The sequence below is a fragment of the Mucilaginibacter sp. CSA2-8R genome, from assembly GCF_038806765.1.
In the GTDB taxonomy this organism is placed as follows: Bacteria; Bacteroidota; Bacteroidia; order Sphingobacteriales; family Sphingobacteriaceae; genus Mucilaginibacter.
In genome coordinates, this window is the sequence record NZ_CP152389.1 from 1,357,658 (window position 1) to 1,382,409 (window position 24,752).

Annotated in this window: 17 protein-coding genes; 11 read left to right on the forward strand and 6 right to left on the reverse strand. The window is 42.2% G+C overall.

The window, feature by feature from the left end; translation table 11 throughout:
• Positions 1 to 147 precede the first annotated feature (147 nt).
• Positions 148 to 1,539 carry a dihydrolipoyl dehydrogenase gene (gene lpdA, locus AAGR14_RS05910; protein WP_342647668.1) on the reverse strand — a complete coding sequence of 464 codons (1,392 nt, stop codon included), beginning with the start codon at positions 1,537 to 1,539 and terminating at the stop codon, positions 148 to 150.
• Positions 1,540 to 1,897: 358 nt separating this feature from the next.
• On the opposite strand from lpdA, the gene AAGR14_RS05915 reads away from it, so the two are divergent.
• Both AAGR14_RS05915 and AAGR14_RS05920 read left to right on the forward strand, forming a co-directional pair.
• Positions 1,898 to 5,239 carry a carboxypeptidase regulatory-like domain-containing protein gene (locus tag AAGR14_RS05915; protein WP_342647669.1) on the forward strand — a complete coding sequence of 1,114 codons (3,342 nt, stop codon included), beginning with the start codon at positions 1,898 to 1,900 and terminating at the stop codon, positions 5,237 to 5,239.
• Positions 5,240 to 5,271: 32 nt separating this feature from the next.
• A complete protein-coding gene (locus AAGR14_RS05920; protein WP_342647670.1) occupies positions 5,272 to 5,793 on the forward strand; it encodes a hypothetical protein in 522 nt (173 codons plus the stop codon).
• A gap of 118 nt (positions 5,794 to 5,911) precedes the next feature.
• On the opposite strand, the gene AAGR14_RS05925 is transcribed toward AAGR14_RS05920, so the two are convergent.
• Complete coding sequence (locus AAGR14_RS05925) at positions 5,912 to 7,093, reverse strand: AIR synthase related protein (protein WP_342647671.1); 1,182 nt, start codon at positions 7,091 to 7,093, stop codon at positions 5,912 to 5,914.
• Between the two features lie 60 nt (positions 7,094 to 7,153).
• On the opposite strand from AAGR14_RS05925, the gene AAGR14_RS05930 reads away from it, so the two are divergent.
• On the forward strand, positions 7,154 to 8,944 hold the full coding sequence (locus AAGR14_RS05930) for a chloride channel protein (protein ID WP_342647672.1): 1,791 nt from the start codon (positions 7,154 to 7,156) through the stop codon (positions 8,942 to 8,944).
• A gap of 80 nt (positions 8,945 to 9,024) precedes the next feature.
• Here the strand turns inward: AAGR14_RS05930 and AAGR14_RS05935 are convergent, their stop codons facing one another.
• Positions 9,025 to 11,196 carry a glutamine synthetase III gene (locus tag AAGR14_RS05935; RefSeq protein WP_342647673.1) on the reverse strand — a complete coding sequence of 724 codons (2,172 nt, stop codon included), beginning with the start codon at positions 11,194 to 11,196 and terminating at the stop codon, positions 9,025 to 9,027.
• 478 nt (positions 11,197 to 11,674) lie between these two features.
• Between AAGR14_RS05935 and AAGR14_RS05940 the strand changes: the two genes are divergently transcribed.
• The 3 genes from AAGR14_RS05940 (at position 11,675) to AAGR14_RS05950 (ending at position 17,224) form a co-directional block, all read left to right on the forward strand.
• Positions 11,675 to 12,520 (forward strand): TonB family protein, encoded by an 846-nt coding sequence (locus AAGR14_RS05940; protein ID WP_342647674.1) that lies wholly within the window; start codon positions 11,675 to 11,677, stop codon positions 12,518 to 12,520.
• 159 nt (positions 12,521 to 12,679) lie between these two features.
• Positions 12,680 to 15,298: a valine--tRNA ligase gene (locus AAGR14_RS05945; RefSeq protein ID WP_342647675.1), complete on the forward strand. Its 2,619-nt coding sequence runs from the start codon at positions 12,680 to 12,682 to the stop codon at positions 15,296 to 15,298.
• A 102-nt stretch (positions 15,299 to 15,400) separates the two neighbouring features.
• On the forward strand, positions 15,401 to 17,224 hold the full coding sequence (locus tag AAGR14_RS05950; protein WP_342647676.1) for an ATP-binding protein: 1,824 nt from the start codon (positions 15,401 to 15,403) through the stop codon (positions 17,222 to 17,224).
• On the opposite strand, the gene AAGR14_RS05955 is transcribed toward AAGR14_RS05950, so the two are convergent.
• Entirely contained in the window at positions 17,221 to 17,685 is a 465-nt protein-coding gene (locus tag AAGR14_RS05955; protein WP_342647677.1) for a type I restriction enzyme HsdR N-terminal domain-containing protein, read from the reverse strand. The genes AAGR14_RS05950 and AAGR14_RS05955 overlap by 4 nt on opposite strands.
• 66 nt (positions 17,686 to 17,751) lie before the next feature.
• Here AAGR14_RS05955 and holA point away from each other — a divergent pair, with 66 nt between their 5' ends.
• Positions 17,752 to 18,774: a DNA polymerase III subunit delta gene (holA, locus tag AAGR14_RS05960; RefSeq protein WP_342647678.1), complete on the forward strand. Its 1,023-nt coding sequence runs from the start codon at positions 17,752 to 17,754 to the stop codon at positions 18,772 to 18,774.
• Positions 18,775 to 18,828: 54 nt separating this feature from the next.
• On the opposite strand, the gene AAGR14_RS05965 is transcribed toward holA, so the two are convergent.
• On the reverse strand, positions 18,829 to 19,020 hold the full coding sequence (locus AAGR14_RS05965; protein WP_342647679.1) for a hypothetical protein: 192 nt from the start codon (positions 19,018 to 19,020) through the stop codon (positions 18,829 to 18,831).
• Positions 19,021 to 19,388: 368 nt separating this feature from the next.
• Here AAGR14_RS05965 and AAGR14_RS05970 point away from each other — a divergent pair, with 368 nt between their 5' ends.
• The 3 genes from AAGR14_RS05970 (at position 19,389) to AAGR14_RS05980 (ending at position 22,331) form a co-directional block, all read left to right on the forward strand.
• Positions 19,389 to 20,657 (forward strand): hypothetical protein, encoded by a 1,269-nt coding sequence (locus AAGR14_RS05970; protein ID WP_342647680.1) that lies wholly within the window; start codon positions 19,389 to 19,391, stop codon positions 20,655 to 20,657.
• Between the two features lie 186 nt (positions 20,658 to 20,843).
• Positions 20,844 to 21,248: an EVE domain-containing protein gene (locus AAGR14_RS05975; RefSeq protein WP_342647681.1), complete on the forward strand. Its 405-nt coding sequence runs from the start codon at positions 20,844 to 20,846 to the stop codon at positions 21,246 to 21,248.
• Between the two features lie 99 nt (positions 21,249 to 21,347).
• Positions 21,348 to 22,331 carry an aldo/keto reductase gene (locus AAGR14_RS05980; protein ID WP_342647682.1) on the forward strand — a complete coding sequence of 328 codons (984 nt, stop codon included), beginning with the start codon at positions 21,348 to 21,350 and terminating at the stop codon, positions 22,329 to 22,331.
• Positions 22,332 to 22,382: 51 nt separating this feature from the next.
• On the opposite strand, the gene AAGR14_RS05985 is transcribed toward AAGR14_RS05980, so the two are convergent.
• Positions 22,383 to 23,426 carry a quinone-dependent dihydroorotate dehydrogenase gene (locus AAGR14_RS05985; RefSeq protein WP_342647683.1) on the reverse strand — a complete coding sequence of 348 codons (1,044 nt, stop codon included), beginning with the start codon at positions 23,424 to 23,426 and terminating at the stop codon, positions 22,383 to 22,385.
• Between the two features lie 79 nt (positions 23,427 to 23,505).
• Here AAGR14_RS05985 and AAGR14_RS05990 point away from each other — a divergent pair, with 79 nt between their 5' ends.
• Positions 23,506 to 24,264: an SGNH/GDSL hydrolase family protein gene (locus AAGR14_RS05990; protein ID WP_342647684.1), complete on the forward strand. Its 759-nt coding sequence runs from the start codon at positions 23,506 to 23,508 to the stop codon at positions 24,262 to 24,264.
• Positions 24,265 to 24,752: the final 488 nt, after the last annotated feature.

A 24,752-nucleotide genomic window follows, 5' to 3' on the forward strand; every position in this document is an offset into this window, starting at 1 on the left:
AACCCCCTGAAGGGGGAGCAGAAGATGAGGTGTTAGTTGTCATATTTAACAAATATAGAAGCCCTCTTGCTTGTCAACAAGAAGGCTTCTGCTAAATTTAAGATATCAATTTTGTTATCCAACTCGCCCTTTAGGGGGCAGGGGGGCTTACAGGTGAATCACTTCGTCGTAAGCAGCTGCTGCAGCTTCCATTACGGCTTCACTCATGGTAGGGTGAGGGTGTACCGATTTAATGATTTCATGACCCGTAGTTTCCAGTTTGCGTGCAGTTACAACCTCGGCAATCATTTCGGTAACGTTGTAGCCAATCATGTGTGCACCCAAGAACTCACCATATTTGGCATCAAAAATTACTTTTACAAAACCATCTTTAGCGCCGGCTGCACTTGCTTTACCTGATGCTGAAAATGGAAAGCGACCAATTTTTAATTCGTAACCAGCTTCGCGGGCTGCTTTTTCGGTGTAACCTACCGAAGCAATTTCTGGAGAGCAGTAGGTACAGCCCGGGATATTGTTATAATTCAACGGTTCAACGTGCTGACCGGCAATTTTTTCTACACATATAATGCCTTCGGCAGAAGCCACGTGAGCTAAAGCCTGACCTTTTACAATGTCGCCAATTGCATAAATACCTTCCACATTGGTGCGGTAATAGTCATCAACTAATACTTTGCCTTTGTCAAATTTAACACCGGCTTCTTCCAGGCCAATGCCTTCCAGGTTGGTCGCAATGCCTACTGCCGAAAGAACGATCTCAGCCTCCAGGGTTTCAACGCCTTTGGCCGTTTTAACGCTTACTTTACAAAGTTCGCCACTGGTATCAACAGACTCAACTGTAGAACCGGTCATGATATTGATACCTTGTTTTTTTAGCGTGCGGGCCAGTTGTTTTGAAACTTCTTCGTCTTCAACCGGAACAATGTTATCTAAATATTCTACTACGGTTACCTGGGTGCCCATAGCATTGTAGAAATAAGCAAACTCAATACCGATAGCGCCCGAGCCAACTACTACCATTGATTTGGGTTGGTTAGGCAACACCATAGCCTGGCGGTAGCCAATAATCTTTTTGCCGTCTTGCGGCAGGTTAGGTAACTCGCGTGAGCGGCCTCCAGTGGCCAGTATAATATGTTTTGCGGTATGCTCGGTTACGGTACCATCGGCAGCCTTAACTTCAACGGCTCCTTTGCCTTTAAGTTTACCGAAGCCCATAACCACATCAATTTTGTTTTTCTTCATCAAAAACTGCACACCTTTGCTCATGCCATCGGCAACGCCACGGCTGCGTTTAACTACTGAGGCAAAATCAGGCTCACCTTTAACATCTACGTTGATACCATAATCGGCAGCATGATTAATGTATTCAAACACCTGGGCGCTTTTTAATAAAGCTTTGGTGGGTATACAACCCCAGTTAAGGCAAATACCACCCAATGATTCTTTTTCAATGATGGCTGTTTTTAAACCCAGCTGAGACGCGCGTATAGCCGCTACATAACCACCAGGACCAGATCCGATAACAATTACATCGTAGTTCATTATGTTTTTCTTTTACAGTTCGGCGTCAAATCTAAATAAAAAGGCTGATACAATAAAGCATTGTAAAGTCATCAAAAATTGTAAGAATTAATTAAACGGATTGCTGATTTTGTAATGTTTTTTTGACACTTACTTAATACCCAATGGTTATTTAGTTCAATTTGCCGGTTATTGTTCAAAATTCAATAAAACAGGTAAGTATTTAGTTCTTATTTGAACATATCCACATAAAAATTGATAAATGTGAAAAAGTTCCAACATTTATTAACATTAACTTAACGTTGAAACAGAAGCTGTTGCCTATATTTGCCAGGAATTTACAACTATTAAAAGTTAATTAAACAAACAAAACAAAAGCATGAGAAAAAGTTTACTTCTCGCGATTCTTTTCTTGTTTGCTACCGTCGCTACCTTTGCACAGGTAACGTCCAGTAGTATGACAGGTACAGTTAAGGATGCTAAGGGGGCAGCGCTTCCAGGTGCTACCGTTAAGGCTACGCACTTGCCATCCGGTACTGTTTATTCAACATCTACCAACAAAGATGGTTTGTACAACCTTCCGGGTATGCGTGTTGGTGGTCCTTACCAGGTAGTGATCAGTTTTATTGGTCAAAACACGGCTACTTTCAATGAGATTACCTTACAGTTAGGTCAGCCGTTTATTTTAAATGCTAACCTTGCTGATTCTGGTTTACAACTGGCTGCAGTAAGTGTTTCTGGAGCTAAAACAAAAAAGATTACCACCGCACGTTTAGGTGCCAGTACCAACGTTAACCGTACGCAGTTAGCTACTTTGCCAACATTTTCGCGTAGCATCACTGATTTTACCCGTTTAACACCGCAGTCAACTGGTACAAGTTTTGCAGGCCGCGAAAGCCGGTTAAACAGTATTACAGTGGATGGTGCTAACCTGAACAACACTTTTGGTACTTCGTCAGACTTGTTACCTGGTGGTGGTGCTCAGCCAATTTCGATTGAGGCCTATGATGAGCTTTCCATCAACATTGCTCCGTTTGACGTTCGTCAGTCGGGTTTTACCGGTGCAGGTATTTATGCCACTACTAAAAGCGGTAACAATACTTTCCACGGTTCTGCTTACACATTTTACCGTAACCAATCTTATAACGGTACTCATGTTGGGGACGTTGACTTCAGCGCTCAGAACGCAAAATCTACCCAAAAAACTTATGGTTTTACTTTGGGTGGCCCAATCATCAAAAACAAATTATTCTTCTTTGGTAACTTTGAACACGAAGTATTTACCAATCCAGGTATTAACTATTCTCCAACAGGTGGTTCGGGCTTAGGTATTGTGTCGGCAACTCCAGTTGCTGATTTACAAGCGGTATCTGATTACCTTCGTAACAAATTTGGTTACGAAACAGGTGGTTATGACAACTTTGCGGCATTTCAGCCTAAAAATACAAAAGCGTTGTTAAGGTTAGATTATAACATTAACGATAAAAACAAATTAACTGTTAAATACAGCTATTTGAATGCTACCAGTGATAACCAGGTAAATGGCACAAGTACGCCAAACAACGCGTCTTACGGATACACCAACTCATCTGGTAACATTACTACCCGTGGTACAGGTGGTTTGCCTAACAGCAGATATAGCAACCGTTCTATAGCTTTTGAAAACTCGAACTACGGTTTCTTAAATAAAGTACATACTGGTACTGCCGAATTGAACAGCACAATCAATTCAAAAATGTCGAACCAGTTATTGTTAACCTTTAAAAAGTATAGCAATCCGCGTACTACCAAAGGTGCTACTTTCCCAACTATCGATATATTTAACGGTACAGGTGATAATTACATTACTGCAGGTTCTGATCCTTACACCAAGTACAATGATGTAATTGATAACACTACAACCTTGTACGATAACTTTACTTACTATGCCGGTAAGCACACATTAACCGGTGGTGTAAGCTATGAGTATCAGCGTGTAGGTAATGCCTTTATGCCAGGTGCTGCAGGTTCTTACATCTACAACTCGTTAAACGACTTTTTAAATGACCGTGCTCCAATCCAGTTTACTTATAACTATTCATTAGTACCTGGTCAGGATAAAGTTTTCTCTGCAAACTTAAAAGTAGGTACACTTAGCTTATACGCTCAGGATGAGTACAACGTAACCAGTAACTTCAAATTAACTTATGGTATACGGGCAGATAAACCAATGTACCTGGAAAACCCAATAGAAAACCCTCAGTTAACTGCACTGCAGTTTCCTGATCCTAACTCTAATACCGGTGGTTTAAAAACTTACAACTCTGGTCAGTGGCCTAAGTCTACGTGGTTATTCTCGCCAAGAGTAGGTTTCCGTGCCAGCTTGCTTGAAAACAATTCATTAGTATTGCGTGGTGGTATGGGTATTTTCACTGGTCGCGTACCTTATGTGTTCTTAACCAACAACCCAAGCAATAGCGGTATGTATAACTTTGGTGGTGTAGCAACTGCTGCCCAGTTGGCTAACATCAAGTTAAATGCCGACCCAAGTGTGTACGCTAATTTGTTCCCGCAATCAGCAGGTACTACTTACCAGTCATCAAGCGTTGTTATTGACCGTAACTACAAGTTTCCGCAAGTTTTCAGAGCTGACTTAGCCTTAGAGAAAAATTTAGGCAACGGCTTTAACGCTACTTTTGAGGCTTTATACACCAAAGATATCAACGCTACCCGTATGCGTAACCTTAACTTGAAAACACCAAATGGTGTACTTGTTGAAGGCGATAATACTCGTGTACGTTACGTAGGTACAGGTACTAACGGTGCTGTAACCGTTCAGGACCGTAACATTTATCCAAACAGCCCGGCTTTATCAGTTATTGCTTTAGAGAATACTAATAAAGGTTATTCGGCAGCATTAACTGCTCAGCTTTCTAAAACCTTTACTAATGGTTTCTTTGCATCAGCAGCGTATACTTACACTGTATCGAAAGAAGCTTTCGCAACTGCAGGTACTACTGCAGCCAGCGTTTGGGCTACTACTGCTAACGTGGGTACTACTAATGATGTGGAGTTGTCTAATTCGGCCAACTTTGTTCCTCACCGCGTAGTAGCATCTGCTTCTTACAAAATTAATTACCTTAATCATGGTGCAACCTCATTCGGCTTATTCTTCCAGGGACAAGCTCAGGGTACTCCGTCAAGCTATGTAGTTAACGGCGACTTAAATGGCGACGGTAACGCATCATCAGATTTAATTTATGTACCTAAAAGTGCAAGCGAGTTAAACTTTACGCAATACACAGCAACTGTTAACGGTGTGTCTTACATTTACACTCCACAACAGCAGGCTGCCGCTTTCGACCAGTTTATTAACAACTCACCATACCTTAAAAACCGCAGAGGTAAGTATGCCGAACGTAATGCTGCATTCTTACCATGGTACACTCGTGTAGATGCCGACGTTAAACAAGAGTTTTACATCAATTCTGGCGGTCAGCGTCATACTTTACAAATCAGCGCTACTTTAATTAACTTACCAAACTTGTTAAACAGCACCTGGGGCGTTCAGAAAGCGTTTACCACAACCAGCCCAATCAGTTACCTGAGTACTGATGCTAATGGTGTGCCTGCTTATAACATGCGTCAGTTGAATGGTCAGTTGGTAACTACGCCATTCCAAAACGTTTATACAACCGGTACCACCTGGAGCTTATTATTAGGTGCCAGATATACATTCTAATAGTTGTTGTAAGATTTGTTAAAACGATTGAAATGAAAAAACTAAATAAAATTATAACGCTTGCTTTAACTGCAATCCTGACCTTAACTATGTTTTCATGTAAAAAGGATACAGATGTTGCAGGTACAGAAGCAAAATTGCCTGCATTGCAATTAAGCAGCTTAGGTACACAACAAACAGGTCCTTTTGCAAGCACACAAACAATACAATTAATGTTTGGTGCAACTACCACTAATACAGCTACAGGTGCCTTTCGTATCGAAATTTTGAACGGTACGTCAGCATCTTCTGCGGTGTTAAGAACCATCAATTTTGCCAGCTGGAGAGGTAATGATACGCCTGCTGCCGGTACAACGGCTACAAACCATTCTATCACTTATAACTTGTTACCTACCACATATCAAAACACTAATGTATATGGTGGTAGTATCTTACTTAAATTAAGTGCTTTGAATTTAACTTCCGGAAGTACCTATTCTATCAGAGCAACTGCTTTTGCAGCAAATGGTACTTCTTCAAGTCTTACTCAAACCTCATTTTTAAAAATGCAGTAATTAAGTAATACTGATTAATACTAAAAGGTTCGGCCATTTGGCCGGACCTTTTTTGTTGACAAAAAACAAAGCCCGGCTATCAGATTAGTCGGGCTTTACCTATAAATTTTAATTGGTATTAATAATATACAAACTCCCCAAATCCCGATTTTACAGTGACCTGCTTTGCCGAAGCCGGCTCAACGCGACCGATGATTTGGGCATCGATACCGAAGCTTTGCGAAATTTTAATCAGGTCGGCTGCAATGGTTTCGGGCACGTACAATTCCATGCGGTGGCCCATATTAAATACCTTATACATTTCTTGCCAGCTGGTGCCCGACTCCTGGTGTATCAACTTAAACAGCGGCGGAACCGGGAAGAGATTGTCTTTAATCACATGCACGTCTTCCACAAAGTGTAGTACTTTGGTTTGGGCGCCGCCACTGCAATGCACCATGCCGTGTATCTGGCTACGGTAGTTGTCTAAAATGGTTTTAATTACCGGCGCGTAGGTGCGGGTAGGAGAGAGCACCAGTTGGCCGGCAGTGATGGTTTGGCCGTTGCCAATGTCAACTAAATCGGTCAGGTTTTTACTGCCCGAAAATACCAGGCTTTCGGGTACAGCCGGGTCAAAGCTTTCCGGAAAGTTTTGCGCGATCGTTTTGTTAAATACATCATGACGGGCCGAGGTTAAGCCGTTAGAGCCCATACCCCCGTTGTATTCATGCTCATAACTGGCCTGTCCGTACGAGGTTAAACCTACAATTACGTTACCGGCCTGTATGCGGTGATTGGAAATTACATCGTCGCGTTTTAATCGGCAAGTAACGGTAGAGTCTACAATAATGGTACGAACGAGGTCGCCTACGTCGGCTGTTTCGCCACCGGTAGAATAGATGCCGATGCCATGGCTGCGTAGTTCTTCCAGTATTTCTTCGGTGCCGTTAATAATCGCGGCAATCACCTCGCCAGGAATCAGGTTTTTATTACGGCCAATGGTTGATGACAGTAAAATATTATCAGTAGCGCCCACGCAAAGCAGGTCGTCCAGGTTCATGATGATGGCATCCTGAGCAATACCCCGCCAAACCGACAGGTCGCCGGTTTGCTTCCAGTAAATGTAAGCCAGTGACGATTTAGTGCCTGCACCGTCGGCATGCATAATATTACAGTAAGCCGGGTCGTTACTTAATATATCAGGTATTATTTTACAAAAGGCCTTTGGATAGAGGCCCTTATCAATATTTTTAATAGCCTGGTGAACATCATCTTTGGAGGCCGATACGCCCCGCTGATCATATCTTTGCTCAGAAATCATGTTCAAATATACGGGTTAACGTAGTAAAATCGTTACTTTGCTGTACATCTGCCTTCCGTTATGCTTAAAAGTCTGTTATTAGCTATCAACAACTGGCGTGCGAATCAAAACTCGCAGCGCAATTTTTTAATTTACTGTAGCGTGCTGGTTGGCCTGGTTGGCGGATTTGCGGCTGTTGCTCTTAAGTACATGGTACATTTAATGGAAGAGCTTAGCCGACATATTGCGGCCAGCGTACCTTACCATTACAGCTTTTTGTTTTTGCCCGCATTGGGCTTGCTGTTAACCGTGGCCTATCAGCATTTAATAAACCGCGATGCAATACAGAAGGGGATAGGAAGCATTTTGGTGAATATCAAAAAAAACAAGTCAAATATACCTTATAACAATGCCTACTCACATCTCATCAGCAGCTCATTAACAGTAGGTTTTGGTGGCTCATCTGGTTTGGAGGCTCCTATTGTTTGTACCGGGGCAGCATTAGGTTCTAACGTAGGCCGGTTTTTTAAGCTAAGCAATTACGAAAAAACAGTGTTGCTGGCGGCCGGGGCGGCAGCAGGTATTGCAGCTGTATTTAACAGCCCTATTGCCGGCGTGCTGTTTGCCTTAGAAATACTGATTGGCGAAATTACAATACCCACATTTATTCCATTGCTGATTGCATCAGCAACTGGGGTGGTAGTGGGTAAGCTGTTGCACTCAGGGCAGCTATTTCATTTAGTAACAGAGGGTTGGCTGGTACAGGCCCTGCCGTTTTATATTGTATTGGGCGTATTAAGTGGATTAATTGCCGTATACATCACTAAAGTTGCCGAAAACCTGGAGAAAGGCATTTTTATGAAGTATAACCGCTATACCAGGGCCATTGCAGGAGGTTTGCTTTTAGGAATACTGATCTTGCTTTTTCCGCCGTTGTTCGGCGAAGGCTACCATTATTTGCAGGCTATATTGAATGGTAATATGGAAATGCTGAAAGAAGAGTCGTTATATGCCGACTGGCTGTCAGAGCCTTTAGTAATGCTGTTGTTTATTGCAGCGTTAGTATTAATAAAAATTGTAGCTACAGGCATTACTTTGGGAGTAGGTGGTAACGGCGGCACCTTTGCACCTACTATGTTTACCGGCGCTTTTTTAGGTTTATTGTTAGCGTATGGTGTTAATCAAACAGGGCTAATCCATTTAAACACCAGTAACTTTATTGCGGTGGGCATGGCCGGTGCTTTGAGCGGTGTGCTGCATGCTCCGCTTACGGCTATCTTCTTGATTGCCGAAATTACAGGCGGTTATTTGTTATTCATCCCGCTGATGGTGGTATCAGCCATATCTTATATTATTGCTAGGGTGTTTAGTACTCACAACATGTACTGGCAGGCGCTGATTCACGAAAAAGAAATATATCCCGATCAGGATTACAGTATGCTGAATGATATTCAACTAGATACCTTAATTAACCGCGATTATACAGCTTTACGCAAGGATATGCCCATACAAGAGTTGTATAACATCCTGGCTGGCAGTAATGCCAATATTTTCGCGGTGTTGAATGCCGATGGTTACCTGGATGGTGTGATTTGGATGGATGAGATACGCAAGCACATATTTAAAGACAATTCAACGCAAGGCGTAATTGGCGACTTTATGGTAAGTCCGCCAGCTATTATTAGCTACAACCAACCTGTAAGTAGCGTAATGAATGTTTTTGACCACCTTAATGTATGGCAGCTACCTGTAGTGAAAGACCGTAAGTTTGTGGGCTTTATATCTAAATCGGGCTTGCTTAATCAATACCGGCAGGTATTTATCCAGCAGCATAAATCAAACGACATATTTGCCCGACCCGACAGTCATTAATAAACTTAATTAACCCTTACAAACGAAGAACGCTCTTGTACTGCAGTACAAGAGCGTTCTTCGTTTGTAAATATACGCTGCTATTTCAAAAACAATAATTCTCTGAACTTAGGCAGCGGCCAAACGGCATCATCAACCAGTTGTTCCAGTTTGTCAACGTGGTAACGGATAGGGTCAAAATAAGCTTTTACCTTTTCGTCGTAAGCGATAGCGCGTTCGCGAGCATCCTCAACTTTATTGGCGGTTCTGCGCTCATCTACCATTAGCTCGGTATTGGTTTTGATGAAATTGATATGCTCAGCCAGTTTTTTAATAATATCTAACTGTGCGGCGTACACGGTTTCGTCTAATCCAATCTCTTTTAAACCTCTTACGTTTTCAACCAGCTTGCTTTGGTAGTTGATGGCAGCCGGTATAATTAAACTGTTTACCAGTTCGCCAATTACGCGGGCTTCAATCTGTAATTTCTTGTAAAAATCTTCCAATAATACCTCATGGCGGGCATGTGCCTCGCGGCGACTAAATACGCCGGTACTTTCAAAAACGCTTTCGGCTTTTTCAGTTACCAGGGCATCCAGCGCTTTAGGGGTAGTTTTGATATTAGCCAAATTGCGCGACTCGGCCATCTGCTCCCATTCTTCGCTATAGCCATTACCCTCAAAGCGTATGGCTTTTGATTCTTTAATGTAGCGTTTAATTACGGTAAGCAAGGCAACGTCTTTCTTTTCGCCTTTTTTTATCAGCTTATCAACATCTACCTTAAACTTCTTCAGCTGGTCGGCCACAATCAGGTTAAGGATCGTCATCGGGCTGGCAGAGTTGGCCGAAGAGCCTACCGCACGCAGTTCAAACTTGTTACCTGTAAAGGCAAAAGGCGAGGTGCGGTTACGGTCTGTATTGTCTTGTAAAATTTGCGGTATCTTAGGGATGCCCTGCCATAATAAGGCTTCTTCTTTAGCTTTTTTGCTGATGCGTGATGTTTCAATTTCGTCTAACACGTCGCTCAACTGGCTTCCTAAAAATATAGAAATAATAGCTGGTGGCGCTTCGTTAGCACCTAAACGGTGGTCATTGTTTACTGAGGCGATAGAAGCGCGCAGCAGGTCGGCGTGTTCATATACGGCTTTAATGGTGTTCACAAAAAACGTAAGGAACATCAAATTGCTCTTCGGCGTTTTACCTGGCGACAACAAGTTTTTACCTGTGTTGGTAATCATCGACCAGTTATTGTGCTTACCCGAGCCGTTAACACCGGCGTAAGGTTTTTCGTGCAGCAGCACCTTAAAGTTATGACGCTTGCCAACCCTGTCCATAATGTCCATTAGTAGTTGGTTATGGTCTATAGCCAGGTTAATTTCTTCGTAAATAGGCGCACATTCAAACTGCGACGGGGCTACTTCGTTATGGCGGGTTTTTAACGGGATGCCCAGTTGTAGTGCTTCCAGTTCAAAATCCTGCATAAAGGCATATACCCGGGTAGGGATAGAGCCGAAGTAGTGATCTTCTAATTGCTGGTTTTTGGCAGATAAATGGCCGAACAATGTACGGCCGGTTAAATACATATCCGGACGGGCATTAAATAAGGCCAGATCAACCAAAAAGTATTCTTGCTCAATGCCTAATGAGGCATTTACTTTTTCAACGCTTTTATCAAAGTATTGGCAAACATCTACAGCCGCTTTGTCAAGCGCGTTTAATGCCTTTAATAAAGGTACTTTATAATCTAAGGCTTCGCCGGTGTAAGATACAAATACGGTGGGTATACATAAGGTGCGGCCCATAATAAAGGCCGGAGAAGATGGATCCCAGGCGGTATAACCGCGAGCCTCGAAGGTATTGCGTATGCCGCCGTTAGGGAAGCTCGATGCATCGGGCTCTTGTTGTGCCAAAGCATCGCCGCTAAATTTTTCGATGGCGCCATCTAATGTGGGCTCAAAAAAAGCGTCATGCTTTTCGGCAGTAGTGCCGGTAAGCGGCTGAAACCAATGGGTATAATGAGTAGCGCCTTTGCCTATGGCCCAGGCTTTCATGGCCGAGGCTACCTGATCGGCCATATCGCGCTGAACCGGTTCGCCATGGTCTATAGAGCTGATGATGCTTTGATAGGCTTCTTTAGAAAGAAACTCGCGCATTTTCTTTTTATCGAAAACATTAACGCCGTAATACTCAGATACCTTGGCTGTTGGTGCCTTAAACTCTGGTATTGTACGTGTAAGGACAGTTTGAAGGGCTTGAAAACGGATATTTGACATTTGTTTATAGGTGTATATGGTTTTCGGTGTGCAAATATAGAGCAATGTGGCTTAAAAGTTGACCATTTACATGTAATTTATACATATAGGTTGGCAAAAACAGATACAATGTATGATCCCTCTCATGAATTTCGCCTCAAAAGGAGTCTTGGTACTTCAATATAGTTTCAATTTCACGACCATCTTCTTAAACTTTGATCTAATGATTAATTAGTTATTGCAGAATAAAATTCTGTATTTTGATTTATTTAAACACAATATTCTGTTTTTAGTCTATTTTTAAGCGTTTTATTTATAAGTAGCCACTTTTTAAGCCTCAATAAAATAAGCATATTGTAGATATTTCGGCAAAAAATCAAATAATCTGTTAAAGTATTTAAAATGCACATTGATCTGAATTGATATTTTGCTAAAAATGAAATTTATCAGAATTTTATATAGTTTAAGTGTTTATATTTAAAATATAATTTTGATAAATATGATTAATACAAAATTTAATTTGTACGATATTGAGTGGCTTGATATTGTATTTGCAGACCGTAACAAGAACTATGGTGCATATGATTTGCGTGCTCATTATGGTACTAACATGATGCGTGCCTTAGCTATCACGGTATTAGGTTTTTCCGTTGCTGTGGTATCAGTTAACATTGCATTGAAACACAAGCCGCCCGTTGACCCAACCGTTGTTATAGACTATAATTCTACGAAATATATAGAGCCTCCTAAAACCGAGCAACCTAAAGAAGCCGTGTTGCGGAAACACCCAGCAGGCAATCCGAATAAACAGATTGTAGCAGCGCCAAAGGTTAACGTGGTATCGCAACGGTTTATACCCCCCGTGGTTACTAATGAGCCAGTGTTAACCGATGTTAAGCCCATTGACATGGATAAGGCAATTTCTAACATTGATAATAATACAGGTACCAAAGGTGTAATTAATAGCACGGCACCTGTAGGACCTGTAACTACAGGCGACCCAAAAGGCACGCCTGATGGCATACCGACGAACGACCCTGTTGATATTGGCGGCCTGGACGTCATGCCCGAACCTTACGGGGGGGCAGCTGCATGGAGCAAATTTTTGCAAAAGAACCTCCGTTATCCTGAAACTGACCTGCAGGGCCGCGTGATTATCAGCTTTATTATTGAAAGAGACGGTAAGCTTACCGATTTGAATATAGTAAAAGGGGTAGACAATCTGTTGGACCGCGAAGCCTTGCGCGTTTTAAAACTGGCACCAGCCTGGAAACCCGGACAGCAAAACGGTAAACCGGTAAGGGTAAAATATACTATTCCCATTGTGTTCCAGATGAATGATTAATACTTAACGGGTTTGTTTTTTGTTTTTTTGTTATTTGTTTAGCGCACCTTACGGGGTTGCGCTATTTTTTTGGTGGTGTAGTAAGCCTGTAATCTCTTCCACCAAATCCATAAACAGATTTAGCTGACTTATTAACGCAAAACATTATTTTTGTGAGCTATGAGTATTTCAAAAACCTATCAGTTTAATGAAGTTGAAGATAAATGGTACAGCTACTGGTTACAGCACCAATTTTTTAAATCGGTGCCAGACGAGCGCGAACCATACACTATAGTTATACCGCCCCCCAACGTGACCGGTGTTTTACACATGGGCCACATGTTAAATAATACCATTCAGGATGTACTGATACGCCGTGCCCGCATGAAAGGCAAAAATGCCTGCTGGGTACCGGGTACAGATCACGCCAGTATTGCTACCGAGGCAAAAGTGGTAGCTATGTTAAAAGAGCGTGGTATCAGCAAGCATGACCTTACCCGCGATGAATTTTTGAAATACGCCTGGGAATGGAAGGATAAATATGGCGGCATAATCTTAGAGCAGCTTAAAAAGTTAGGTGCGTCGTGCGATTGGGACCGTACCCGGTTTACTATGGAACCCGAACTTTCAGAAGCTGTTATTGATACCTTTGTTCATCTGTATAAAAAAGGTCTGATTTACCGCGGTATCCGTATGGTTAACTGGGACCCTAAAGGCCTCACTGCCGTATCTGACGAGGAAGTTATCCGTAAAGAGGTACAACAGAAACTTTATTACATCAAGTACCAATTTGCCGAAGGCGATGGTTACCTTACCATTGCTACCACCCGTCCGGAAACTATTATGGCCGACTGTGCCGTGTGCATTAACCCTAACGATGAGCGTTACACACACCTGCATGGCAAAAAAGTATTAGTGCCGCTTATTAACCGCGAAATACCGGTGATACTGGACGAATACGTAACCATGGATTTTGGTACCGGTTGTTTAAAGGTTACCCCGGCGCACGATCTAAATGATTATGAACTTGGGCAAAAACACAACCTGCCGGTAATTGACATTTTGAACGATGACGGCTCACTGAATGATAAAGCCGAAATACTGATAGGAGAAGATCGTTTTGCTGCACGTAAAAAAATTGCGGTTTTACTGCAGGAGGCGGATGCTTTAGAAAAGGTAGAAGAATACAAATCGCAAATAGGGTTTTCGGAACGTACCGATGCGGCAATTGAGCCTAAGCTGTCTATGCAATGGTTTTGCAAAATGCAGGAGATGGCTAAACCAGCGCTTGATTACGTGCTCGAAGGTGATATCAAGCTCATTCCTGATAAGTTTATTAATACCTACCGCCACTGGATGGAAAACGTAAAAGACTGGAATATTAGTCGGCAGCTTTGGTGGGGGCAGCGTATACCGGCCTGGTATAATGATAAGGGGCAGTGGGTTGTTGCTAAAACCGAGTCAGAAGCTCAAGCGGCATTCGAAGCTCAAGGTCAGTCGGCTAGTGGCCTGCGCCAGGACGAAGATGTGCTTGATACCTGGTTTTCTTCATGGTTATGGCCAATTTCAGTTTTTGACGGCTTTAAAGACCCTGAAAACGCCGATATCAATTATTATTATCCTACCAATGATTTGGTAACTGCTCCCGAAATACTCTTCTTTTGGGTAGCCCGTATGATTATGGCCGGTCACGAATTTAGAGGCCAGGTGCCTTTTAAAAATGTGTACTTGACCGGTATAGTGCGTGATAAGTTAGGCCGCAAAATGTCTAAATCATTAGGCAACTCGCCTGACCCGATTGACCTGATCGGAAAGTACGGTGCAGATGGCGTACGTGTAGGGATGTTGCTTTGCTCGCCTGCCGGTAACGACCTGATGTTTGACGAGAGCTACTGCGAACAAGGCCGTAATTTTGCTAACAAAGTTTGGAATGCCTTTAGGCTGGTAAAAGGTTGGGAGGTTAGTGTTAGTTTAGAAAATGCGAATGCGACAGCCATAAGTTGGTTTAAAGGCCGTTTTAATCAGGCTTTAGCCGAAATTGAAGATTTGTTTGCGCAATATCGTTTATCAGAAGCGGTAATGGCCGTTTATAAGCTGGTGTGGGACGATTTTTGCGCCTGGTATCTCGAAATGGTAAAGCCACCTTATCAGCAGCCTATTGATAAAGCAACTTACGAGGTAACCATCAGTTACTTTGAAGATATTTTAAAATTATTGCATCCCTTTATGCCGTTTATCACCGAAGAATTATGGCATGACGAACTGTTTGGTGAGCGCGATGCGCTGGATTGTTGTATAGTAGCTCAACTGCCGGTTGTTGCCGAAGTTAACACTGTGCTTCTTAACCAATGCGAAAATATTAAGCAGGTGATTACCGAGGTGCGTAACACAAGAAACAGCAAGCAAATATCGCCTAAAGAAAGTTTAGAATTACTTATTAAACAAAATTCATCAGATCAATATGAGGCATTTTTGCCTATATTGAGCAAGTTGGGTAATTTAAGCCACATTAAGTTCGTTGATGATAAAGTACTGGGTGCTGCAAACTTTATGGTATCTACGGATGAGTTTTTTATACCGTTGAGTAGTAATATCGATGTTGACGCAGAGCGTTTGCGCTTACAGAAAGACAAGGAATATCTTCTTGGATTTCTGCAAGCGGTTGATAAGAAGCTATCCAACGAAAAATTTGTAAATAATGCCAAGCCTGAAGTGATAGCGAATGAGCGGAAGAAGAAAGCAGATGCTGAGGCAAAACTTAAAATAACAGAAGATAATTTAGAACTTTTGGCAAACTAATTGAACATAAGGGGTGCAATCATTTAATAAAATTATAGCACCCTTTTAAATGTTTCAGTTTTTATGGGCTATGAGTTTAAACATTTCTTATAGTACCAGTTAATGAGTAAGCCGGGGTTTAACAACCTTTCTTTAAAAGAGATATTGTCTGGTGAGCAGTCGTTGCTCACACAGGCACGCATACGCCTTTTATATTATGGCATGTGCCTTATCTTTATTTCGCTGGTAGCGCTTATTGTAAGCGTAATTTTTACCAAGCAGTATACCCTTTTAGGTATTGCTATAAGCGGCACCATTACGCTAGGTATTATATTTAAGTTCTTGACCTGGAAGGCAAATTGGGAGTTTGTTACCCACACCTTGCTGTCTTTAGGAACGCTGATGAATTGGTTCGACCTTTTGATTATCTTTCAAAAGGTCGATGTTATTACCATACAGGTGGTACTCATCATTATTGTGTTCAGCTTTTATATGCTTGGACAAAAATGGGGGATGATTTACTCTGCAGTCAATCTTCTTCCGGTTTTGTTCTTTATGTTTTATGCTTATACCAATGTCTACAATATTGGTATCACAGCCGAGCATCTTGATCAGTCTACCATTATCGTTTCGGTAATATCCAATTTTATCGTAATGGTGTTTATTCATAACCACTTTTACACGGCGTTTCAAAATAATCTGCTCGAGCTTAAACGCAACAGCGAAGAGCAAACCAAGCTCAATATTAACCTTGAAAAGGCCATCGAGAAAGCCGAAAAATCAACGCAGGCCAAATCGGAGTTTTTATCTACCATGTCGCACGAGATCCGTACGCCGCTCAACGCAGTAATTGGTATGAGTAACCTGCTCATGATGAGCAACCCGCGTACAGACCAAAAAGAGAATCTTGAAATTCTGCGGTTTTCGGCTAGTAATTTATTGGCTATTGTTAACGATGTACTCGATTTTAACAAGATAGAATCGGGTAAGGTAGTGTTTGAAAATATAAGGTTTGATTTAACCGAGCTGATGAACAACATCTGCGGGGGGCAAATTATTAAAGCCAACGAGAAAGGGCTCGACTTTAAATTGATGATTGATGAAAAACTCACTCACAAAACTGTAATTGGGGACCCTACCCGCATTGCTCAAATTATTTTTAACCTGGTGAGCAACGCCATTAAGTTTACCACTGATGGTTATGTAAAAGTAAATGTGACCTGCGAAGAGGATCACAACAATTACATGAACGTGCGCTTTTCGGTAAAAGACTCGGGTATTGGTATACAGGGCGACAGCCTCAAAGCCATATTTGAGCCTTTCACCCAGGAATCGGTTACTACCACACGCCAATACGGCGGCACGGGTTTAGGATTGGCTATTGTAAAGCGGTTGTTAGAGTTAAAAGGGGTGCAAATGCAGGTAAACAGTAAGCCTGGGCTTGGGTCCGAGTTTTGGTTTTACCTCAATATGCCTGTGGTAAAACTAGAGTCAGCAGTAGCCGAGCCTGCGTTAATACCAAAAGTTGAAGCCGATAACGAAAGTCAGTTAAAAAGCCTTCATATTTTAGTGGCCGAAGACAACATGATTAACACCATGTTGATGAAAAAATTCTTTTCTAAATGGGCTATTGAAGCTTCATTTGCCGAGAACGGTAAAATAGCCGTCGAGATGGTGCAGCAAGGGAATTATGACATCGTATTAATGGATTTACAGATGCCTGTGCTTAATGGTTTCGATGCTGCAGTGCAGATTCGCAAACTGGAAGATAAGCAAAAAGCAAATATACCTATTGTAGCGCTTACCGCGTCTGCCCTTACCGACATCCGCGAACGGGTTTTTGATGCCGGCATGAACGATTATTTATCTAAGCCCTTTAAGCCTGAGGAGCTTAAAGAAAAAGTGTTAACGTTGGTTAACCAAAAAAAAGTTGTAACTAATGCCTAATGCTGCACTGCGGTGTATTCTGGCAGTCCTTCAATAAACTGATAGCTGGATTTTTCAAAATCAATAACACAGTAGTAATGCTGCAACCCGTTGCTTACGGCTAATAGTGGTATGCGATGGGTGATATTATATAGTGCAATCTGATCAAACGCCTTTTGCGTAATAGCCACGCCCGGTGCCTTGCATTCAACCATCAGCGATTTTTCCCCATGTTGATTAAAGATAACAATGTCACTCCGTTTAGCCATGCCGTTAACCTTTAAACCGCCCTCCAGTTTGATGAGTGTTTTGGGGTAACCCTTCATCTGCATCAGGTACTGTACAAAATGCTGACGAACCCATTCTTCGGGGGTTAATAATAATTGCTTTTTTCGGAGCACATCAAAAATGTATAGCTGCCCGTTTTGTTCTGTTAATTTAAAAGGATAGGGAGGAAGATTTAAAGGCTGCAGCAAATCCATAAAGCAATTTAACGGTTGCAGGCAAATTCTAACCGGGTAAATTTTGTAAATTGCGCCTGTTTAAAGATGACTGCCAACGATATTATCAAAGATATAAAAAACCGCAAGTATAAGCCTATCTATTTACTGCATGGCGAAGAGCCATACTTTATTGACCTCATCAGCAGCCAAATTGAAGATAGCGTACTGTCTGATGCAGAAAAAGGCTTTAATCAAACGGTATGGTACGGCAAAGACACAGACATCATGACAGTGTTAAACGCAGCTAAGCGTTACCCTATGATGGCCGATTACCAAGTGGTGATTGTGAAAGAAGCGCAGGACATGAAATGGGGTAAGGAGGATGCTGATAAAAAGGGGATTAACCCGGTGCTAAGCTATTTCGAAAATCCGTTAAATACCACTATACTGGTTTTTTGCTATAAGTATGGCAAGTTTGATAAGCGCAAAAAAGCTTACAAAGCCATCGACAAAAAAGGGCTGGTGTTTGAGTCGGCCACTTTATACGATAATAAGGTGCCGGCCTGGATTGAATCTTACGGTGCAGGTAAAAATTACAAAATAAATGCTCAGGCTGCTGCTATGCTGTGCGAATATTTAGGTAATGATTTATCAAAAATTGCCAATGAGCTTGATAAATTGATGCTTAACATTCCGGTGGGGCAGGAAATCACTTTAAAAGAAATTCAGGATAATATTGGCATTAGTAAAGAATATAATGTTTTTGAACTGCAATCGGCCCTAATCAGGCGCGAAGTGTTGAAGGCTAACCAAATCATCAATTACTTTGAAGCTAATCCTAAAGCAAATCCTATTGTACTGATTTTAGGCAACCTGAATAATTTTTTTAGTAAGGTGTTGCTTTATCATTATGTAAAGGGTAGGACACCTCAGGACGCCGCCCGTGAATTAGGTGTGAATCCTTATTTTATTAAAGATTACGAAACGGCCAGCCGCACATTCGATTTTTATAAATGTATGCAGATTATAGGTTGGCTGCGCGAATACGATTTAAAAAGTAAAGGCATGAATTCAACTGCCTCACATGGTGAGTTGTTAAAAGAACTTGTTTTTAAAATATTGCATTAACGCAGGTATCTGAGTCTGCAATCATCATAGTGCAGACTCAAATACCCAAGCACTTTATTCGCCGGTATCAGGCTGAAAATCCTCGTCAAATTCAAGCTCGTCTTCATTAAACTGCTTTACTTCTCCCGATTTCAATTCTACTTCAACCTGTGCGCCATCGTTAACCTGGTTAATGTTGACAGTGCCTTTCTCATCAGTAGCACTAATTACTACCTGATCGCCGTATTCAAAAAGTCCGTTTTTCATGCGTATTTCTCTATGCCTGTATTTGCTTAGATAACCAGATATTTTATTAAAGGTTTAGCAAGATTGAATGGTTGCACAATACTTAATAAGAAAATTAATTAATGTGCAATAAAAGTTTTTATAGTCTCATGAAAACTGGCACGCGTAATAAGTGAACTTTTTATCGAAAAGTTTGAACTTTTCAACGAAAGCCACGTACAAGTGTATAGTAAAGCACACAAGGGTGCCTACTTTTGTAAAAAACATAATTAACTTTTGATAGAAATTTATATCTAACTGGAGAAAATATCCTCAACAGAAATTTTTTTTGACTTTTTGCAACACGATTGTTACATTTAAGCCCCTAACGAATTTAAACTATTAATTTAATGCAGAGAATAACGTTTTTTCTATTGCTGGTTTTTTTAGTAAGTTGTAAAAAAGCGGAGATCAGTAGTCCATCTGACAGCGACAGCAGTTTACCGGCGCATATAGAAAGTACAGTAAATGTTTCACAGAGTATGCCTGCCATGTTACCCAAGCACTTAGCCATGGGGGTCGAAAATTCGGCCGGACAAAGCTCGCAGATGATTAACGAAGCCGAATATCGTTATACGTACTTGGCCGGAGACATTATGTCGGGTGGATGGGCTTCTTGGAATTTTCCTTCCGGACAATTTGCCCGCAATTTTTTACAACAAACCCAGCAAATGGGTAAAACCCCGGTTTTTACTTACTATAACATCGTTCCGGCCCGCGGCCTTAACCAGGATCCGGCTTTCGCCAACATGAATGATAGCGAGGTAATGCGTAAGTATTTTGAAGACTGGAAGTTCATTTTACAGATTTGTAAAGAATTTGGAAACACAGTAATTATCCATTACGAGCCGGATTTGTTGGGCTACATGGAAATGTATAAGGACGACGCTAGTAAAAGCAGCATTAAGGTAAGCCAAAGCGGTTATGCTGATGCTCAGGGTTACAGCAACGATGCAAGAGGATTAGCACAAGTAATCGTAAGCATGCGCGACAAATATGCACCTAACGTACTTTTAGGCTGGCATGCGTCACAGTGGGCAACCGGTGCCGATTTGGTAAAAGGTAAAAATAACCCGGAGCTGCTGGCTTATAAAACTGCGGCTTATTATAAATCTTTAGGTGCTTCATTCGATTTGATTTTTGCTGAGTTTGCCGACCGCGATGCCGGTTATGATCAATTGGTTAACAATAAAACTAACACTATGTGGTCAACCGATGGTGCCGGTACTAACGATAACATGAGCGATTTTGAACGTTTCAGAAGGTTTTTAAAGAGACTAAACCAGGAAACCGGCCAGAAAATAATGCTTTGGCAAATACCAATGGGTAACACCAAAACATTAACCTGTAACAACACCAATGGGCATTATAAAGATAACAGACCTGAGTATTTTATGCAGCCAGTGCTGGATAGCCGTAATACCAGCCGGTTAAATGATTACGCTCAGGCAGGGGTTATTGCATTTTTGTTTGGCAAGGGCGCTGCAGCTTGTACCAGTTACCTCGACAATGCCAACGATGGCGTAACCGGTTCTAACGAAAGCAGCGATGATGACGGCGGTTACCTGCGCAAAACCGTAAAAGCTTATTATGCAGCAGGTGCCGTAACAGTACCATAGGTTATTGCAATAGTAATTCTAATTACATTAAACCCGCTCTGCTATGGTTAGAGCGGGTTTTTTTTGTAAAATTAACTCGTAGCCACATAAGCAGTTGTTGATATTTTAGTTTCTCGTTCGCTTTTTTCACCTTTACAGCTTCAAAGTACCGGAGCTTATTAATCAAGATTTAAAATCAAATTCTATATGCAATATTGGCTGGTAAAATCGGAGCCGTTTAAATACAGTTGGGAAAAATTTAACCAGGATGGCCGCACCTTTTGGGATGGTGTGCGGAACTATCAGGCCCGTAACAACCTAAAGGGGATGAAAGAAGGCGACCTAGTGCTGTTTTACCATAGTAACGAAGGTAAGGCTGTTGTGGGTATAGCTAAAGTGGTTAAAGAGTTTTACCAAGACCCCACAACTGATGATGCCAATTGGGTAGTGGTAGACCTTGCGCCGGTTGAAGCCTTAAAAACGCCGGTTACCCTGGAGCAAATTAAAGCCGACGACCGGTTAAAAGATGTTAGCCTGGTGCGTCAGGGCCGTTTATCGGTTATGGGCCTTAAGCCCGAGGAGTTTGATCGTATTATTGAATTAGGCAGTTAAGCAACTTTTAATAATTTATAAAAGCAAAAGGTAACTAAACAGATATTGAGTTGTTAGATATTTCAGGGTTGATGATTACCTGTTTCTGAAATTAATGATATGAAATACAGATTATTCAAGGACGTTGAAGTAGCGGAGGTTGGCTTAGGCACCTGGCAGTTGGGCAGTGCCGACTGGGGCAATGTGAACGAAGATGCCGCTCTGCAAATATTAAAGGCGTATGCGGATGCCGGGGGCAATTTTATTGACACCGCCGATGTGTATGGTATGGGCATCAGCGAACAAGTGATCGGTAAATTTTTAAAAGCCGCCGATCGCGAGATTCATGTAGCCACTAAGTTAGGCAGGCGTGGAGATGCCGGCAACGGCTGGCCGCAAAACTTTACTTATGATGCTATGAAGCGCCAGGCCGAAGATTCGCTGCAGCACCTCGGGGTATCGCAGTTATTTTTAGAGCAGCTGCATTGCATACCAACCGAAGAGATGCGCTCGGGCAAAGTGTTTGACCATTTGCGTAAACTGCAACAGGAGGGTACGATCAAATATTTTGGCGCCAGTGTCGAAACCTCAGAGGAGGCCTTGCTTTGCCTTGAGCAGGAGGGATTGGCTTCGCTGCAAATAATATTTAATTTATTCCGACAACATGTGGCCGACGAAGTTTTTGCTAAAGCTAAAGAAAAAGGTGTGGCGCTTATAGTCAGGGTGCCTTTAGCCAGTGGTTTGCTAAGCGGTAAGTTTGATGAGAGTACACAATTTGACAATACCGATCATCGTAACTTTAACGCCAACGGCGAGGCATTTAATGCAGGCGAAACCTTTTCAGGTATTGATTTTAAGGAGGGTGTAAAGCTAAGCAATCAGATTAAGCAGATGCTGCCCGGCGACCGTATGGCCCAATGGGCTATTCGCTGGATTTTAGACCACCCAGAGGTAACTACGGTAATACCGGGCGCTTCAAAAATAAGTCAGGTAAACAGTAATATTGAATCCTCCAATTTGCCGCCGCTTTCGGCCGATGTGCATCAGCAATTGCGAAAGTTATATGACGAGCAGATTCACAAAAGAATCAGAGGGCATTATTAAGACCTGTGAAATCAGCGTTTAAGGGAGCAGCTTTAAACGCTGATTTAGTTTTTATAATGATAAGAGCTTTTTATTGATACGGCCAATTAAACCCGGTCCTTCGTAAATAAACCCGGTGTAAAGTTGGATTAATGACGCACCGGCATTCAGTTTCTCTATGGCATCTTTGGGCGAGTGTATACCGCCCACCCCAATAATTGGGAAAGATTGATTCGATTTTGCTGAAAGGTATTTGATGACTTCGGTAGAACGGCTGGTCAGCGGTTTGCCACTTAACCCGCCTGCTTCATTTATTACTACGGGTGCCGAAGTTAGGCCGTCACGGCTAATCGTAGTATTGGTGGCAATTACCCCGGCAATGCCGGTTTGCTGTACAATTTCTATAATATCGTTCAGTTGTTCATCGGTTAAATCGGGCGCTATTTTAAGCAGTATCGGGCGGCTGATATCGTTTTTGCGGTTGCGTTGCTGCAAGGTATTTAAAATGTGCATAAGCGGCCCTTTCTCTTGCAGTGCCCGCAGGCCTGGCGTGTTGGGCGAGCTCACGTTAACCACAAAATAATCTACTACGTCAAACAGCCGGTCAAAACATTTAATGTAGTCACTTACAGCATCTTCGTTAGGGGTGTTTTTATTTTTACCGATGTTGCCGCCAATAATCACCGGGTTTTTAGCGGCTTCTGTAGTTTTTCGATACGCAGCTATGCGCGATGCAAGTACATCAACGCCTAAGTTATTAAAGCCCATCCGGTTAATCAGAGCACCATCTGCCGGTAGCCTGAACATGCGTGGTTTAGGGTTGCCTGGTTGCGGCAGGGCAGTTACCGTACCCACTTCTATAAAGCCAAAGCCCAGGTTAGCCATTTCGGCAATGGTGTCGCCGTTTTTATCAAAACCGGCCGCCAGGCCAACCGGGTTTTTAAACTTCAATCCAAAAACAGTACGCTCCAGTTGCTTGTCGTTTACCAGCCAGGTGCTGCGGCTTAGGGCCGAGCCACCCGGTACTTTGTTAAAACGTTTAAGGTTGCGGGTAACAAAATAATGTACCTTTTCGGGATCAAATTTGAATAACAGCGGCTTGAGCAACGAATACATGCTCCAAATTTAGGGCTTTGTATTCTTAGTTTGCAGATATGATGAAAACAATCTACTTTAGTTACTCCAATTTACCCGTATGAATAATCAGTTTAATCGTCGTAGTTTTATTAATAGTGCCGCCACGGCAACTTTGGCCGCCATAGCAGTGCCAGGCATTGTGTCGGCCGCTGTTACTAAAAGCAGTGCAAAAAAGCTGACCTTAAATGATAACGATACCATACTGTTTCAGGGTGATAGCATCACCGATGCTGGTCGCAATAAAACCAATACCACGCCCAATAGCATACCCATGTTGGGTAATGGCTACGCCTTTTTAGCTTCGGGTAATTTGCTAATGCATCACGCCACTAAAAATCTCAAAATCTATAACCGGGGTATCAGCGGTAATAAAGTTTACCAATTAGCCGAGCGATGGGATGCCGACTGCCTGCAAATTAAGCCCAATGTGCTTAGTATCATGATTGGTGTAAACGATTTTTGGCACACGCTAACTAACGGTTATGCCGGAACCATCGAAACCTACCGTACCGATTACCGCAAACTGCTCGACCGTACCAAACAGGCGCTGCCAGATGTAAAGCTGATCATCGGCGAACCTTTTGCAGTCAATGGCATCAAGTCCGTTACCGACCAGTGGTTTCCCAAATTTAACGAATACCGCCAGGCTGCCCGCGAGATTGCGGATAGCTACAACGCCGTTTGGATTCCGTATCAAAGCGTATTTGACGAAGCCCAGAAAACAGCGCCCGGCAGTTATTGGACTGCTGATGGCGTGCACCCTACTTTAGCAGGAGCAAACCTGATGGCCGAGGCCTGGTTAAAAACGGTAAAGTAATATCGTTGATGAATTTAATATTTACACTTGTGCTAGTAATTCAGTGTTGTTTAATGCAACCCACATCTGATGAGCTGGTTGGCAACTGGAAAGTTTCAAACGTCACGGTAAATAAAAAGTCGCCGTTAGTTAGCCAAAGCGCTATCTTAAAACAGTTCAAGCCAGCATTATTAAAAGCGGTATTTTTGATAAAGGCTAATCATCATTTTAGTATAAATAGCCCCAATCCGCAATGGTGAATTCCCGATGGTATATAGAGCTATAATGCTGACGATCATATCATCCGGGTTACAGATGACAGTAAAGATAAAAGTAGATTGATTGAAATGTATGTTTTCAATGACAAGACCGGAAATGTCTGCTTTTCCATATCAGAGACTCCTTTTATCATCTATGTTCATAAATAATAGTAATTGTTTCGACCCTCTCATTTTTACAATCGCCTTATCCTTCGCGTTTTAGCGTTTCGCGCCAAAAAGGTATCTTTG